Source organism: Allobosea caraganae (assembly GCF_003351345.1).
GTDB classification, from domain to species: domain Bacteria; phylum Pseudomonadota; class Alphaproteobacteria; order Rhizobiales; family Beijerinckiaceae; genus Allobosea; species Allobosea caraganae.
Genome location: NZ_QQTO01000019.1, coordinates 315,114 through 331,369, shown reverse-complemented (window position 1 = coordinate 331,369; position 16,256 = coordinate 315,114). Strand labels below are relative to the sequence as shown.

The window sequence follows — 16,256 nt, the reverse complement described above, 5'->3', positions numbered from 1 at the left end:
ATCTTTTACGGTCGCTGCGGCCGGCGCCGAGATATCCTCGTGACCAGGGCTGCCGCGGAGGGAGGGCTTTGCACTTGGAGGCCCCCGGGTCGCTCCATAGTGAGAGAGGGGCTGACCTTTTCAACGTAATCCGCCCGAAGCAGGCGTCGGCACGGATCGCTTACCCAACGATAGCATGAAACTTGCTTGACCGCGTGGGAAATATGCCTGGAACCCGGAACATGCCGAAGACTCGCAAGCCATGGATGCAAGCCGGAGCCAGTCGCCATATGGCTTGTGCCCGTCATTTCCGGCGCTTTAGGTTAGCCCACCGAAGTCTCGGCGGCGCTCGATGATCCAAGATCGCCCCACCTGCTCAAACGGAAGGTTCCAGGCATGAAGCGCCGCACATTTCTTGGCGCCGCCGCTGGCGCCGCCGTCTCCGCGATCGCAAAGCCCAGCCTCGCACAACGCGCGAAGGTGCTTAAATTCGTTCCCGAGGCGGATATCGCGATCGTCGATCCCGTCTGGACGACGGCGACGGTGACGCGCAACCACGGCTACCTCGTCTTCGATACGCTCTACGGGCAGACTGCCGACTACAACTTCGAGCCCCAGATGGTTGCCGGCCATACCGTCGAGAACGATGGCAAGCTGTGGCGGCTGACGCTGCGCGAGGGCTTGCGCTTCCACGATGGCGAGCCGGTGCGGACGCAGGACGTCGTGCCGAGCGTCCGCCGCTTTGCCGCCCGCGACGCCTTCGGTCGCGCCTTGATGGATGCGACGGACGAGCTGTCGGCGGAATCCGACCGCGTGGTGACCTTCCGCCTGAAGCGGCCCTTCCCGCTGCTGCCGGCGGCGCTCGGCAAGACCGGCACGTCCATGCCGTGCATCATGCCGGAACGCTTCGCGGTGACCGATCCCAACAAGCAGGTGACGGACATGGTCGGAAGCGGCCCGTTCCGTTTCAAGGCCGACGAACGCGTCCCCGGCGCACTGGCGGTCTACGAGAAATTTGCCGGCTACGTTCCGCGCTCGGGCGGCTCTGCGAGCTTCACGGCGGGCCCCAAGAACGTGTTCTTCGACCGCGTCGAATGGCGCATCATGCCCGATCCCTCGACGGCGGCCAACGCGCTGAGCGCCGGCGAAGTGGATTGGTGGCAGAACCCGACGCCCGACCTTCTGGCGGTTCTGAAGGGCAAGGCCGGTCTGAAGCTCGAAGGCCTCGACCCGGCAGGCGGCATCGGCTGCCTGCGCTTCAACTCCTTGCATCCCCCTTTCGACAATCCGGCGATCAGGCGGGCCCTGCTCGGCGCCATCGACCAGACCGAATTCATGACCTCGGTCGCCGGCGACGAGCGCTCGCTGTGGAAGGACCATGTCGGCGTGTTCAGTCCCGACACGCCGCTGGCGACGACGGCGGGAACGGATGTCCTGGTCGGCAAGCGGGATTTCGCAGCGGTCAAGCGCGAGCTGGCGGCTGCCGGCTACAAGGGCGAGCGCGTGGTGATGCTCGATCCGACCGACTACCCTTCGACCCATGCGCTGGCGCTGGTGGCGGCGGATGCGCTGCAGAAATGCGGCATGAACGTCGATCTCGTCTCCAGCGACTGGGGCACCGTCGTTCAGCGCCGCGCCAGCAAGCAGCCGAGCGACAAGGGCGGCTGGAATATCTTCTTCACCTATCTGAACGGCACGAATAATTTCGATCCGGCGAGCCAGCTCGGCATCCGCGGCAATGGCGACCAGGCCTGGTTCGGCTGGCCCAAGTCGCAGCGGCTCGAGGACTTGCGTCTCGACTGGTTCGCCGCCAAGGACATCGCCGAGCAGAAGGCGATCTGCGCCGAGATCCAGAAGCAGTTCTTCGCCGACGTGCCCTATATTCCTCTGGGCGCCTACTACGAGAAGACGGCCTATCGCGGGCTGACGGGCATGCGCATCGGCTTCGCGCAATTCTACGACGTGAAGCCGGTATGACGCGCCGGCGGATTCGCATCGCCGTTCTTCAGTTCGCCCATGAGACGGTCACCTTCCTTCCCAACGACACCACGCGGGAGGACTTCATCTATCCGGGCTCTCCGGCCAGCGGCGAGGCGCTGCTGGCGACCGACCCGAAAGGCTATATGGGTGGCTTCGTACAGGTCGCGCGCGAATACGATGATGTCGAGCTGATCGGCATCACCTCGCCGCTCTGGCCTCGCACCGGCACGGGATCGGGCTGGGTCACTCAAGATGCCTACGAGCATTTCCTCGGCGTCATGATCGCGGAACTGCAGGCGCAGCCGAAACTCGACGGCGTCTACCTGGCGCTTCACGGGGCTCTGGCAGTGCGCGGCGTGCCGCGCCCGGAGGCCGATATCGCGCGGCGCGTCCGCGAGGTCGTGGGCAAGGACGTCTTTCTCTCGGCGACGTTCGATCCGCATGGCAATGAGGACGAGGCCTTCCTTCAGCAGGCCGACATGGCTTTCTGCGTCAAGTATTTCCCGCATTACGACATGCACCTGCAGGGCGAACGCGCGGCGCGGATGCTCGTCAGGGCGATCCGCGGCAGCTTCAAGCCCGTGCCCCGAACGCTGCGCATTCCGATCATCGCGCCGACCGTCGTCATGTGGACCGGCGCCTCGCCCTGGTCCGATCTCATTCAGCGGGCGCTGATCTGGGAGGCGCGCGAGCCGGACGTCTTCGTCAACGTCTTCTTCGGCTTCCCCTGGTCGGACGTGCCCGATGCCGGGATGGGCCTTCAGGTCCTGACCCATGACGACCCCGAGCTTGCCGATCGTGTGATCCGCGACATGGCCGACTGGATCTGGCGGCGGCGCGACGCGCTGCTCAACACCGTCAAGATTCACCCGATGAGGGATGGGGTCGCGCTCGCCCGCGAAGCCGTGGCAGCCGGCAAAGCGCCGGTGCTGCTCGCCGATTACAGCGACCGCTCGGGCTACGCGACCTGGCTCCTGCAGGAGATCGTCGCGCAGAAGCTGGAACGCACCCTGATCGCAACCATCGCCTCGCCCGATGTCATTCGCTCGGTGCTGGCCGCGAGCGCCAAGCCGGGCGACCCGTTCGAGGCCGAGATCGGCGGGGCCTTCGATGAATCGGCAGGCGAGCCCGTCCGCATCTCCGGCACCGTGCGGTCCGTGGACGCGACGCGCGGCAAGGGCAATGAATGGGTCTGCGTCAGCTTCGGCAACGGCAATGTGCTGGTGCTCAGCCCCTATCTCGTGCAGATCGTGGAGCCGTCGGAGCTGTGGCAACTCGGCCTCCAACCTGACGAATTCGATGTGATCGCGATCAAATCGCGCGCGCATTTCCGCCGGGGCTTCGACGATAGCGGCTTCGCACCGACGATCCTCCTTGTCGAGCCGCCGCAACCGTTCATGGGCACGGTGCGTCTCGAGGCGCTGTCTTACGAGAATCTCTCGCTGACGGATTACTACCCGTACGGCAATCCGAGCTTTCCGCCGGCGGGCTGAACCGGACAGTGACAACTGCCTGAAGAAGCAGCGCCTTCACGCCAGTCAGATCCAGCGTTTGGATTGTTGGAAACCTAAGCCGAGCCTATCCTACGAGAGGCAGAAATGGGGCGCGTTCAGTGCCCCAAAGGTCAATGGCCATAGCGGATTGCAGCTGCAAGATGCGTCTGCCGATCTCCTCCGACTCCTCCGCACCCACAGACCAAAACATGGGCATCGAGATTGAACGCAAATTCCTGGTAGTTGGCGACGGTTGGCAAAAGGCTGCCCGACCAGGGTGTTCTATGCGTCAGGGTTATCTGGCGCAGAGCGGCTCAACGTCCATTGTCCGCGTACGCTGTGCCGAAGACAGGGCGTTCCTGACTGTCAAGGGCCAACGCGAAGGTTTGGTGCGCCCCGAATTCGAATATGAGATCCCTTACACCGAGGCCGAGGAGATGCTGAGGACCTTGTGCCGAAATCCCCCCATCGAAAAGACGCGCTACAGGGTCAAGCTGGGCGAATTGTCTTGGGACGTCGATGTGTTCTCCGGCAGGCTCGACGGGCTTGTCCTGGCAGAAGTCGAGCTGAAATGCGTGGACCAGCCCGTCGAGCTTCCAGCTTGGATTGGAGCGGAGGTCACGTACGACCCGCAATATGGAAATGCAGTTCTCTCGGAAATCCCCGTTATGCCCTCCGCACCTGCTCCGCAGAGGACATCAACCTGACCGGGTGGCGCAGCCGGCGACCGCGCTCGATGGAGGCAAGTCTGGCGTAGGAACGACAAGGGCATGACCACGAGGCATGGATGCACGAAGACGGGAGCGGCAAGCCTCGCTTGGCGTGGATGGCAGGCTGATCAGATTTGAATAATCCGCAGCGGTTCACGATTGAAAGCTGGAGGCTTGTTATGCGTAGAGCCACATCTCGGGCTGTGCTGCCAAGGCTCGCTGTCCTTGCACTCCTCCTGACGTCTAACACCACATTCGCTCAGGAAGGATGCAAGCCGCTTGCCATTTCGTGCACCCAGATGTTCCAGGCTTGCGAGAAGCATTGCCAGTCGGCTCAAAATGCGGGTCGCTGCGTAAGGGGTGAATGTTCGCCGAAGCTGGGTACTTGCAAGGCGACTGGCGTGTGGAAGGTCGCAACGACCGGAGCCGCCTGCTGGAAACTCAATAACCGGACGTGACCGCGCACGAACCTTGCCGACTGGATGTGTTTCGACGCGCAGTTTCATCAGGGGCGGGCAATGGCCCGCTTTGCTGTTGTACTCATCTCGATCAGCCGGCTTTGGACAACGTCGCCCGGATCGATCGCCGCGAAGGGCGACAGCGCCCTACCCTTTCGCGCCTAAGCCCAAGCTCTCAGTGTTTCGGTAACACAATCCTCAGCTGACATAGGTCAGGACCGAGATGATTCTGATCCAGGCGGCTCCGATGGCATTCGCCACCGGATTCCTGCCGCTATAGACGACGACATTGGCTTGCGAACCGAAGCGAATGCCGACCGGCGGCGCTCCGTCGAAGATCAGGCGTACCGGAAAACGCTGCGGATCGCGCATCCAGCCGCTATCGTCCTTGATGACCGGCAGGCCGGTATTGGGATCGACGCTGTCCTGGGAGACGCCCCAGCCGATGCTCTCGACCTTCGCGGTGAAGACCGAGCCGGGCAATGAATCGAAGACCACCTCCGCCCGATCCGAGGTCGATATGTGCTCAAGGCTGTTCTCTTTGAAGCTCGCCGAAATCCAGATCGAGGTGGCATCGATGAAGGTCAGAGCCGACTGGCCCGCGCCGATGTACTGGCCGGTCGCCAGCTGAAGATTGCTGACGACGCCAGACGCAGGCGAGCTCACCGTCGTGCGCAGAAGATCGAGGCGCGCCCGCGCCAGCGTCGCCAAAGCGGCCCGGAGCTGTGGATTCTCATCACCTCGGGGGCCAAGCTCCTCCCGCGCCTTGGCGAGATCGGCCTCCGCCCCGTTCACCGTCGCGCGCGAGCCTTCCAGCGCCGCGCGCGCCTCGTCGGCCTTGGACTTGGCCATTATGCCGCGCTGGACGAGTTCGAACGTCCGCTGCGACTGGGCCTGGATGTTCTCGAAATCAGCTCCGGCCTTGACGAGCTTCGCCTGCGCCGATTCCACTGCCGCGGTCGACGCTCCTAGAGTCTGCCCGATATACTCAGCCTGGGCTTGGGCCTCGGCAACCGCGATTTCGAACGGGCGCGGATCAATGCGGAACAGCACCTTGCCTGCCTCGACGCGCGCGTTGTCCGTGACGTTGACCTCCACGACGCGGCCGGCGACGTCGGGCGCCATGCGCACGACATAGGCTTGCACCACGGCTTGCGAGGAGGACGGCGTCAACCGCTCCATGGCAATCGACAGCGCAAACAGCACCGCGACTAGCGCGACCATGACGGGCGCCGTCCTGCCCAGTGAATTCCCGGGGAAACCGTGCGCCGGCTGGGAGGCCGCGGGAGGAGATGTCGAGATATTCCCTGGGTCTGCGGTCATCGCAGTTCACTCCCCCGGCTCGAACAGGCGCGCCACAACATGTCCCGGGCATCCACCCGTACACGGTCCGGACGAAGGATGTTCGATGCTGTTCCAGAATTCGTCACCAAGCAAGAAGAAGCTCGCGATCAGCATGAGGTCACCGCGCGCCCGAAACGGCCAGATAATCGCCAACCTGCTCATCGCATCTAGATCGCTCGAAGTTAGAATATCCGCATCTAAATGCCCACTCGTGAGGAATGGCAGTCGATACAGCCACAGTAGTGGCGCCATCCCCTCCCTTGGTGGCATATCGTAAAAATATAAATTGTATCTCGATAACTATTTTAAAATAGACTATACATTTTTAAGTGACTATCATCGGCAACATCCGCTTTCGAATCATTTTTATTAAGCTTCCATAGCGTCCTCTATCGCTTTCAGCAGAAATTTTGCTTGAAATGGCTTTATTAAATACTCTGAACAGCCAGACGCTAGCGCCCGGTCACGTGTGACAGAGCTGTCATCGGCGGTGATGAATATCACCGGAGATTGCACACCCAAAACCTCCAAATGCCGCCTCAGATCGAGGCCAGAGACGCTATTGAGGTGGATATCGAGCACAAAGCACGCGATTTCGTGTAGATTGCTGCATCGATACAGCTCCTCCGCCGAGGCGTATGCGATGACATCGAAACGAGCGGCCTTCAGCAACCTCCCAATACTCTTCAGAACGTTTGGATCATCGTCAACGACCAGGACGGCCTTTCGCGTTGCCATCGACACCTATTCCCTTGGTTGTTGAGCTAAGAACGTTGCTAGGCGTCGGCAAGCAGAATACGCCTATCAACGGAATCTCGCACTGAGATGGCCATGACCGAAACTCATGCCTTGGCCGACGCTGCATTGGCAAAGGCCCTGGGCGGTTTAGATTTCTCAATCTACAACCAGCTCCTGAGGCTGGATATTGTCCAAAGGGGAGCATTGGGCGAAAAAGCAAATATCTTAAGGCTCACAAGAACCTGCACCCGCTCAGAAGCAATGTGAAACCAACGAGCCACGGCTCAGCAAGAGCGACCAGATAACGGCCCGTTAATTGGATAATTTGGCGCTGTTCACTACCTTAGGAGGGACTTCGGAGGCGATGGCTTGCATTGTCTCCTGGACGGGAGAAAGCGCTCCCAGCCGTTCGGCGATAGACACGAGTTCCGCCACGGAGCGAGCATCGATCTTCTCCATGACCTTTTGGCGGTGCGCCTTTATCGTTCGCTCCGTCGTGCCAAGTTGATAGGCAATCTGCTTGTTCATCTTGCCGCGAACAACCTGCTCGAAAACCTCCCGCTCTCGACGGGTCAGCTTATCAAGGCGGCTCCGCCATTCCTTGAGTTTGCAGCGCTGCTCCAGCGCTACCCCTTGCCTGGCGATTCCACGCTCGATTGCCGCGAGCAGCGCCTCTCGCGATACCGGCTTGGTCAGAAAGTCCTCTGCGCCGGCCTTTATAACCTGAACGCTGGTTGGAATGTCGCCGTGGCCGGTCAGGAAGATGATTGGCAATACCAGCCCAAGCCTTATGAGCCGATCCTGCAATTCAGGCCCGCTTATTCCGGGAATCTGAACGTCCAGTACGATGCAACTGGCCTCCTCGCCTTCTGGCAGGTGGTCGAGAAGCTCCTGTGCCGAGCTATAGGCCCTCACCTCGTAGCCCGATGCATGCAATAGCCGGCCTATTGCGGTCCGAAATGACGGATCGTCATCTACAAGGTGCACGATGATCGGCATGGCACTCACTCTGGACAGCCCGGGGCACTGGAAGGTTGATCCGAAATTGCACTCCGCCATCAGTTCGGTTCTCGGCCCATATGCGGCCGCGATGGGCTGTAATGATTTTGCGCGAGATAGAAAGGCCGAGGCCCATACCTTGGCTTTTTGTAGTATGGTACGGCTCAAAAACTTGATCAATACTTTCAGATGGAATGCTATATCCTGAATTTAGGATCGCTATCTCCACAAAATCATTATTCATGAGAGAGGTTTTACCAACTATTTCACGATGCGCGCCGCCAGAATCGGCAATTGACTCAACAGCGTTCACAACAAGATTAAGAATTACTTGTTGTATCTGAACTTCATTTCCAATAATATTTGGTATATCATGTGAAAAATCTTCAAATACGTCGATATTTTGTGACGCGATCTTATCGGAAATCAGCTGGAAGACCCCGGATAAGATCTTGTTGAGATCAATCTCTTGGTCTTCCTCTGTCGGCTTTCTCAAAAGATTTCGAATATTCGAAATAATTGCCGCCGCGCGTTGATCGTCGCGCTTGATATCGAAAAGTATATCTTTAATTTCTGAAATATCAGGCGTGTCCGAATTGATTATCAACTGCGCCGCTTCCGCATTGCTGAGAATCGCACTCAACGGCTGCTTCAATTCGTGCGCTATGGACGTCGATAGATCGCCAATCGTTATGCGGCGGCTCATCAGAGCAGCCTCTGACAGACGTTCTCTCGCCTCGATCTCCGCATTTCGACGGCGTCGATGCTCGATTACCAGACCCACGATCATCAAGCCTTGCAGAAGGAGCGCTGCCGCTATCGCCAATATCCACCAGCTATACTGTTCCCAGGCGGTCGGCGGGCGAAACCGGACCTCGCTTCCATCCGGCAAGCTGGCGGCGGCCACGCCCCAGCGTTGCATCAAGCGCCAGTCGAAGATCGGTCGAGTGGTATTCCCCTCAATGATCGGGAGATTCGCGGGGCTTTCGCCTTGAAGGATGCGCAGGGCAAGCTGCGCAGCCTCCTCACCGATGGCGCGAGGTATTGCCAAATACCCGCCAATGCCTCCGTGCTCGAGAAACGTCTCACGGCCAATGATGATCGGTCGGTTGGCCACCTCCGCCACACGCTCGAGCGCGTCGGCCGGAGCGAAATAATGGCCCTCCCCATCCGAGTATAGGCTCGTGTAGAGGATCGCCGTGGCATCTGGCAGGTCGGCAACTCGCCTTCGCAGCTCTCGCAACGGTAGGCCGGTGAGGTCGATAATGTCCACCTGCCCTGCAACGGCAGGCAATTCATCTTCCAAGTGACGGAAGACCGGTTGCCGGGCCAGCGGATCTCCCACGAGCGCAACCCTGCGCAAACCGGGAACGACAGCGCGGGCGGCAACGAGCATGTCCTGCAACGAGAAGCGCACCGTGCGGCCAGTGACGTCAGGTGGCAGCTTCAGGCGCGCTACCGTTTGCCTGTCGGCCATCGCAAAGACGATTGGCGTGTCGGGCCACAGCAACGGTCGCCAGCGCAAGGCATATTCCAACGCGCTTGAGCCGACCGTGACGATTGCATCGATCGGCTTGTCCTTATATTTCACCGCGAGATGTACACGCAGGCTCTGTTCGTATTCGCGGTCGGAAAAGCGAATCAGATTCAAATTTTCCGAATAGATGGTGATTGGCCTGTCTCGATTATCGCTGATAGCAGACCGTAGACCGGAAAATATTGCCGCGTAAAATGCACCTTTTACGTCCGATTCCTCGAGAACAAGTATGGCTTTCGTTTGGTGATGCTCTGACGATGCCGGTCTGATTATTCCGCAAACGATCGCACAGGCGAAAACTGTCGAGACGAATGATACGGCCCATGGATTTGACATTCCATTGCTGCCTTCTATCAGGCCATCAACGGCAAGGAAGCTTAATATTGCACCAAACTACGATTACAAATATAATTAATAAGTACCCACAAAACCCATGATCGCATCGTTGTAGTTATGGCATCGATAAATAACTGTCAACAAAACCTGTTTGACGAGGCAGGATAATGGCTTGTCGAATGCGAAAGGCCTCATCTTCGCTGCACAAGCCGGCATCAGTCGATTAAATCCAGCCGATACACGAAGAGTGCACTCGCGGACACTGTCTCTGAGGACAATATAGCAGCGCCCGCCCGCATGCTAGCCTCTCTCTTGAACCGCTCTAAAGTCCGGCGGCTTTGATGTAGGCAACCCGATTTCAAACCGGACGCGTCCGTCAGGATGAACCTGAGAGCCACGCCCTCTGCCGAGCCTGGCTCTCATCGCGCGTCTCCCGAGCAGCTGTTTCTGGAGGGACATGACGGATGAAGACCATCGATCTGGCCCATCGTGCGGCATGTGCGTGGCTTGTCGGAGGCCTGCTTCTCGCCGCGCCCGTTCAGCCAACGCGCGCGGCGGATACGCCCGCAATTCCGGTCGTTACAGCCAGTGCGGAACGGCGGTCGATCGCTCGTTCGTTCGAATTCGTCGGGCGCGTGGAAGCTCCCGAGCGCGTCGATGTCAGGGCGCGCGTCAAGGGCGTGCTGGAAGAGGTGCTGTTCAAGGAAGGCGACACGATCAAGGCGGGCACCCCACTCTACCGCATCGAGAAATCGTTGTTCGAAGCCGATGTGAAGCAGGCGCAGGGCGCGCTCGAGCGTGGCAAGGCCGAGTTGGCATTGGCAGGCATTCAACGCGACCGCGCGGAAGAATTGCTTAAGCGCAATGCCGGCACTGCCGTCGCGTTCGATCAGGCGGTGGCCCAGGAGGCACAGGCCAAGGGCGCCACAACCTCCGCGGAGGCAAATCTCGAAACGACCAAGATCAACCTTGGCTACACGGATATCGTCGCTCCGATAACCGGGCGCATCGGGCGGACGGTGGTCACGAAAGGCAACATCGTCGGGCCCGAAAGCGGCGTGCTGACCTCATTGGTCAGCCAGGACCCGATGCACGTGACCTTCCCGATCAGCCAGCGCGACATCATGGCCGCCAAGAAGGCCGGGCAGGTCGACGACGTCAAAGCCATCAAGGTCCAGATCCGCTTCTCCGACGGCACGCTTTACAATCAGGTCGGCCAGATCAACTTCATCGATGTCAGCGTCGACCGCTCGACGGACACGGTCGTGGTTCGCGCCGATATCGCCAATCCGGCCGGAACGCTCATCGACGGCCAGCTCGTCAAGGTGGAGCTGCAGGCTGGGGCACCGCAGGAGCGCGTGCTGGTGCCGCAAGCGGCTCTGCTCGCCGACCAGCAGGGCACCTACCTCTTCATCGTCGACGACGGCAAGGCGGCGGTGAAACGCGTCAAGACCGAAGGTGCACAGGGCGCCGACAGCATCGTCGCGAGTGGCCTCGACGGCGGCGAACTCGTGATCGTCGACGGGTTCCAGAGTTTGCGTCCGGGCATGGCGGTCCGCGCGACGCCGGCGCCGACCCTCCGGACCGGAGGCTGAACATGCTCTCCTCGGTCTTCGTCGATCGCCCCCGACTGGCAATCGTCATCGCGCTGGTGACCGTCATCGCCGGCGGCCTGTCACTGCTCGCGATCCCGGTGGCGCAGTATCCCGACATCGTGCCCCCGCAGGTCTCGGTGACGACCACTTATCCGGGAGCCTCGGGCGACGTGGTCGACGCCACGATCGCGCAGCCCATCGAGGCCCAGGTCATCGGCGTCGACAAGCTCATGTACATGAAGAGCGTCAGCGGCAATGACGGCAGCTATTCGCTGGTGGGATCCTTCGAGCTCGGCACGGACCCGGACATCAACACGGTCAACATGAACAACCGTGTTCAGACGGCCCTTCCGAAGTTGCCGCAGGACGTCCAGAAGCAGGGCGTTACCGTCAAGAAGAAATCATCCGCGCTACTGGGCGTCCTGGCGGTCTATTCGCCCAAGGCCACCTACGATCCGCTCTTCATCTCGAACTACGTCACGATCAACATCCTCGACGAGCTCAAGAGCACGGCCGGCGTCGGCGACGCATCCCTGTGGGGGCCGCAGGACTACGCGGTCCGCGCGTGGATCAGGACCGATCGCCTCGCTGGCCTCAACCTGACGACCGGCGACATCATCCGCTCGATTCAGGCCCAGAACGTTCAGGCGGCAGTCGGCCGCGTCGGCGCTCGGCCGATCTCCGACGACCAGCGGCTGCAACTCAACCTGCAGACCAAGGGACGTCTCTCCTCGATCGAGGAGTTCAGCAACATCGTCCTGCGCACCAATCCGGACGGGTCGCTCCTGCGCCTCGGCGACGTCGCGCGGCTGGAGTTGGGCGCGGCCAATCTCGACCGGGAGACGCTGTTCAATGGCGGCCCGGCAGCCGTATTGGCCCTTTACCAGTCGCCTGGCGCGAATGCGATCTCGACGCTCGACGCCGTGCGCAAGCGCATGACCGAGCTGGCAAAGACATTCCCCGAAGATCTGCAGTGGAAGATCACCTATGATCCCACGGTCTTCGTCAAGGATACGATTCACGAGGTCCAGAAGACCCTGATCGAAGCCTTCATCCTGGTCGTCCTCGTCGTTTACCTGTTCCTCGGCAGCATTCGCGCGACGCTGATCCCGACCTTCGCCGTGCCGGTGAGCCTGATCGGCTCCTTCATCGTGCTGAACGCGATCGGCTACTCCGCCAACACCGTATCCCTTCTCGCCATCGTCCTCTCGATCGGCATCGTCGTCGATGACGCCATCGTCGTCGTCGAGAATGTCGAGCGCGTCATGGAGGAGCATCCCGAGCTCACGCCCGCGGAAGCGACCAAGAAGGCGATGGCTGAGATCACCGCGCCGATCATCGCGATTACCCTCGTGCTGCTCTCCGTGTTCGTGCCCGTTGCGTTCATCCCGGGCATTTCCGGTGAGTTGTTCAGGCAGTTTGCGGTCACGGTCGCCGTCGGCATGTTCCTGTCGGCGATCAACGCCCTGACCCTTTCACCTGCCTTGTGCGGCGTGCTCCTCAAGCCGGCGCACGGCCCCAAGCGTGGGCCTATCGGCTATGTCATGCGCGGCATCGACCGGGTGCGCGACGCCTATGGCGCGGTCGTGGCCCGCATCGTCCGCTTTGCCGTGATCGGGCTGATCATGACCGGCGTCGCCATGGCCGGCATTTATTCGCTCAGCAAGGTCACAGCGACCGGCTTCCTGCCGGAAGACGACCAGGGCGCCTTCTTCGTCGTGGTGCAGTTGCCCGGCGGCGCATCCGTCGCCCGCACCACGGAAGTCGTGCGCCAGGCCGAGAAGGCCCTGCGGGAGGAAGAAGCGGTCGCCGATTTCACGTCGGTCATCGGGCTGAACTTCATTGACAACTACTCGCAGCCGAACGCCGCCTTCATCGTGGTGACGCTCAAGTCGTTCGAGGAGAGGAAGAGCCGATCGCTCGGCGCCAACGCCGTGCTCGCCCGCCTCGGGGAGCGCCTGCGGCAGGTCCCGGGAGGCACCGTGGTGCCTCTCGCACCGCCGCCCATCGTCGGACTCGGAACCGGTGGCGGCTTCGCCTTCGTCCTGCAGGATCTGCGCAGCGGCGATCCCAAGGCCCTCGCGCAGGTGTTGCGCGGCCTTCTCGTCGCGGCCAACCAGGATCCCCAGCTGACGCGCGTGTTCAGCACCTACTCGGCCACCAACCCCTCGCTGTTCCTCGATATCGACCGGGACAAGGCGCAGATCCTCGGCCTTTCCCTCGCCGACGTCTTCCAGTCCCTGCAGGCGTCGCTCGGCGGCTTCTACGTCAACGACATGAACCTGTTCGGCCGCACCTGGCAGGTCCAGGTGCAGGCGGAAGCGGTCGATCGCACCTCGATAGACGACGTCTACCGCATCAACGTGCGCAATGCCGAGGGCAAGATGATCCCGCTGCGCTCGATCCTCGAGGCGCGTGTCGTGGTCGGCGCGCCGGCGCTGATCCGCTACAACAACAAGCGGGCCGTGACGGTGCAAGGCGCGCCGGCGCCAGGCGTCTCGTCGGGCCAGGCTCTTGCCGCCATGGAGCGCGTCGCCGCGACGACGTTGCCCGAGGGCTATAGCGGAGCCTGGACGGACACCTCGTTCCAGGAGAAGCGGGCCGAGGGCAAGACTGCGATCATCCTCGCCTTCGCCATCCTCTTCGCCTTCCTGTTCCTGGTCGCGCTCTATGAGAGCTGGACGATCCCCGTTCCGGTTCTGCTTTCGGTGTCCGTCGGCGTTCTCGGCGCCTTCGGGGCCATCTACCTCGCCGGGCTGACGCTCGATCTCTATGGCCAGATCGGGATGATCGTCCTCATCGGACTGGCGGCCAAGAACGGCATCCTGATCGTCGAGTTTGCCAAGGAGCAGCGCGAACGCGGCGTCCCGTTGCTCACGGCGGCGACCGAGGGCTCTCGCCTGCGCTTCCGGCCGGTGATGATGACGTCGCTCGCCTTCATCCTGGGTCTCTATCCGCTGGTCGTCGCGACGGGCGCCTCAGAGATCGCGCGGCGGAACGTCGGCACGCCGGTCTTCGGCGGAATGATCATCGCCTCCTTCATCGGAATCTTCGTGATCCCGCCGCTCTACGTGCAATTCCAGGCCCTTCGAGAGCGGATCAGACCCAACGCACGCCCCAAGAAGCCAGATCTTTCGCCCCCCGCAACGGAGCCGGCGGAGTGAGCCCGCAATCGAGGACGGCCGAGCCTTTTGGATGGAGGAAGAGATGTCCGGAATCCGCCCCAGATCATTCGCCGTCGGAATTGCGGCGCTAGCTGCAACCTGCATTGCGGCGCCCGCTTTCAGCGCGCCCCTGGACGTCGGGGACCTCCAGGGAGCCTGGGCTCAGGAAAGCTTCGCCTGCGACCAGGTCTACACGACGGGAAAGGCGAGGACGGACTTCAAGAAGCCGAGGAATATCTTTGCGGCCGCATTCATCGTCTCGGGAAGCAGGCTGACGACGCCTGGCGCGACCTGCAAGATATTGTCGATAACCAGCGCCGGCGACCGGAAGCTCCTCTCCTTGTCCTGCGCGACGGCGATCGGTGTGGACGCGGTCAAGACCCAAATTTCCAGAGCCCAGGACGGCTCGCTCAGGCGCTACCTGAACAAGGACGACCCGGTCGGGAGCAAATACGACCGCTGCGGCCGCTGAAGGTCAGTGCCGCAGGCAATGGACGTTGACATGGCATCAGGGAGAAAGACGGTGGCACCAAAAGCACAAATGCTCGCCGATGAGAGCTTCATGTCCGCCGACGACCTGCGCGAGTACATGACCGAGATGCAGATGGCCCAAGCCTCCAAGTTCGTGAGCGCCATGGACAAGGCCGAGGAGGCGCGCAAGAAGCTCGTCAAGGCGCTTGCGGACAAGATCGAAGTCACGCCTGAAAAGATAGCCGAAATCAAACGCACGATTGCCGTCAAGACGCGCGCCGCAGCGGAGCGTGGCGAAACGGAAGTCATGGTCATGCGGTTTCCGAACACGCTCTGCAGCGACAAGGGGCGAGCGATCAATAATTCGGAACGGGATTGGCCCGAAAGCCTCACGGGGCGGCCTCGTCAAGCTTACGAATTCTGGAAGGAACACCTCCAGCCGGCCCGCTATAAATTGAAGGCGCTCATTATCGATTGGCCCGGCGGGCTTCCCGGAGATGTCGCGTTCTTTCTGAGCTGGTCATAGCGGTGGAGCATCGAGATGGCTCATGAGACCGGGAAGCGCCTCAAGAACAAGGTGTATCTGAGCAAGCTGAAGGACCTCCACATTGAGCTGGTGAAGCTCCAGGAATGGGCCAAGCAGTCCGGCGCCAAGATCTGCATCGTGTTTGAGGGGCGCGACGGCGCAGGCAAAGGCGGCGTCATCAAGGCGATCACCGAGCGCGTCAGCCCGCGGACCTTCCGCGTCATCGCGTTGCCTCCTCCGACCGAACGCGAAAAGACGCAGATGTATATCCAGCGCTATTTGCCGTATCTGCCAGCCGCCGGCGAGATCGTGATCTTCGATCGCAGCTGGTACAATCGGGCCGGCGTCGAGCGGGTGATGGGTTTCTGCTCCGAAGATCAGGCCAAGCGGTTCCTGCAGATTAGCCCCAATGTCGAGAAAGCCATCGTCGACTCGGGGATCCTTCTTCTCAAGTACTGGCTCGAAGTCAGTCCCGAGGAGCAGACGCGCCGGCTCGAAGAGCGCATCACGGATTTCCGCAAAATCTGGAAATTGTCGCCGATGGATCTGAAGTCCTACAGTCGCTGGTACGACTATTCGCGCGCTCGCGACGAAATGTTCGCCGCGACCGATACGGACTGGGCGCCGTGGTTCGCCGTTCGCTCGGACGACAAGCGGCAGACAAGGCTGAACATCATCGACCATATCCTGAAGTCGATTCCGTACGAGGAAATCCCTCGCGGCAAGATCAAGTTGCCTAAGCGCCAGAAGGCGCACGGCTATGAAGAGCCCGACTTCGCGCGGAACTGGATTTCGACCGCGCCCTGACGCCCGCTTGCACCGAGGCAAAACCCCACCACGACGCCCTCGCGGCATCTCGCGTGCAGCGGGACTTGCCCGGTGTTCAGCCTGGCTTTTTTCAGCGAAGAAAGAGCCTCCCAGCCGGC

Annotated in this window: 13 protein-coding genes; 9 read left to right on the top strand and 4 right to left on the bottom strand. The window is 61.1% G+C overall.

Annotation, left to right across the window (positions count from 1 at the left end; translation table 11 throughout):
• Nucleotides 1–375: 375 nt before the first annotated feature.
• The 3 genes from DWF00_RS09670 (at nt 376) to DWF00_RS09660 (ending at nt 4,159) form a co-directional block, all read left to right on the top strand.
• Nucleotides 376–1,956, top strand: coding sequence for an ABC transporter substrate-binding protein (locus DWF00_RS09670; protein WP_114827382.1), 1,581 nt, complete (start codon nt 376–378; stop codon nt 1,954–1,956).
• Entirely contained in the window at nt 1,953–3,452 is a 1,500-nt protein-coding gene (locus DWF00_RS09665) for a M81 family metallopeptidase (protein ID WP_245973819.1), read from the top strand. Before DWF00_RS09670 ends, DWF00_RS09665 begins: the two co-directional genes overlap by 4 nt.
• A 161-nt stretch (nt 3,453–3,613) precedes the next feature.
• Nucleotides 3,614–4,159 carry a CYTH domain-containing protein gene (locus DWF00_RS09660; protein ID WP_245973818.1) on the top strand — a complete coding sequence of 182 codons (546 nt, stop codon included), beginning with the start codon at nt 3,614–3,616 and terminating at the stop codon, nt 4,157–4,159.
• A gap of 659 nt (nt 4,160–4,818) precedes the next feature.
• On the opposite strand, the gene DWF00_RS09655 is transcribed toward DWF00_RS09660, so the two are convergent.
• Nucleotides 4,819–5,844: an HlyD family secretion protein gene (locus DWF00_RS09655; protein WP_245973817.1), complete on the bottom strand. Its 1,026-nt coding sequence runs from the start codon at nt 5,842–5,844 to the stop codon at nt 4,819–4,821.
• A gap of 489 nt (nt 5,845–6,333) precedes the next feature.
• Complete coding sequence (locus DWF00_RS09650; protein ID WP_114827381.1) at nt 6,334–6,702, bottom strand: response regulator transcription factor; 369 nt, start codon at nt 6,700–6,702, stop codon at nt 6,334–6,336.
• 93 nt (nt 6,703–6,795) lie between these two features.
• Between DWF00_RS09650 and DWF00_RS29385 the strand changes: the two genes are divergently transcribed.
• Nucleotides 6,796–6,969, top strand: coding sequence for a hypothetical protein (locus tag DWF00_RS29385; protein ID WP_181832473.1), 174 nt, complete (start codon nt 6,796–6,798; stop codon nt 6,967–6,969).
• Between the two features lie 45 nt (nt 6,970–7,014).
• Here the strand turns inward: DWF00_RS29385 and DWF00_RS09645 are convergent, their stop codons facing one another.
• Nucleotides 7,015–7,701, bottom strand: a complete 687-nt coding sequence (locus DWF00_RS09645) for a response regulator transcription factor (protein WP_114827380.1) — start codon at nt 7,699–7,701, stop codon at nt 7,015–7,017.
• Nucleotides 7,673–9,574 (bottom strand): sensor histidine kinase, encoded by a 1,902-nt coding sequence (locus DWF00_RS09640; RefSeq protein WP_114827379.1) that lies wholly within the window; start codon nt 9,572–9,574, stop codon nt 7,673–7,675. The genes DWF00_RS09645 and DWF00_RS09640 overlap by 29 nt, the downstream gene beginning before the upstream one ends.
• 464 nt (nt 9,575–10,038) lie before the next feature.
• Here DWF00_RS09640 and DWF00_RS09635 point away from each other — a divergent pair, with 464 nt between their 5' ends.
• The 5 genes from DWF00_RS09635 (at nt 10,039) to ppk2 (ending at nt 16,137) form a co-directional block, all read left to right on the top strand.
• The gene (locus tag DWF00_RS09635; RefSeq protein ID WP_114827378.1) at nt 10,039–11,169 is read left to right on the top strand and encodes an efflux RND transporter periplasmic adaptor subunit; all 1,131 of its coding nucleotides are present in this window, start codon (nt 10,039–10,041) and stop codon (nt 11,167–11,169) included.
• A 2-nt stretch (nt 11,170–11,171) separates the two neighbouring features.
• Entirely contained in the window at nt 11,172–14,333 is a 3,162-nt protein-coding gene (locus DWF00_RS09630) for an efflux RND transporter permease subunit (protein ID WP_114827377.1), read from the top strand.
• A 43-nt stretch (nt 14,334–14,376) separates the two neighbouring features.
• Nucleotides 14,377–14,805, top strand: coding sequence for a hypothetical protein (locus tag DWF00_RS09625; protein WP_147283623.1), 429 nt, complete (start codon nt 14,377–14,379; stop codon nt 14,803–14,805).
• Nucleotides 14,806–14,895: 90 nt separating this feature from the next.
• A complete protein-coding gene (locus tag DWF00_RS09620) occupies nt 14,896–15,330 on the top strand; it encodes a hypothetical protein (RefSeq protein WP_245973816.1) in 435 nt (144 codons plus the stop codon).
• A 15-nt stretch (nt 15,331–15,345) separates the two neighbouring features.
• Nucleotides 15,346–16,137 carry a polyphosphate kinase 2 gene (gene ppk2, locus DWF00_RS09615; protein ID WP_114827375.1) on the top strand — a complete coding sequence of 264 codons (792 nt, stop codon included), beginning with the start codon at nt 15,346–15,348 and terminating at the stop codon, nt 16,135–16,137.
• Nucleotides 16,138–16,256 lie beyond the last annotated feature (119 nt).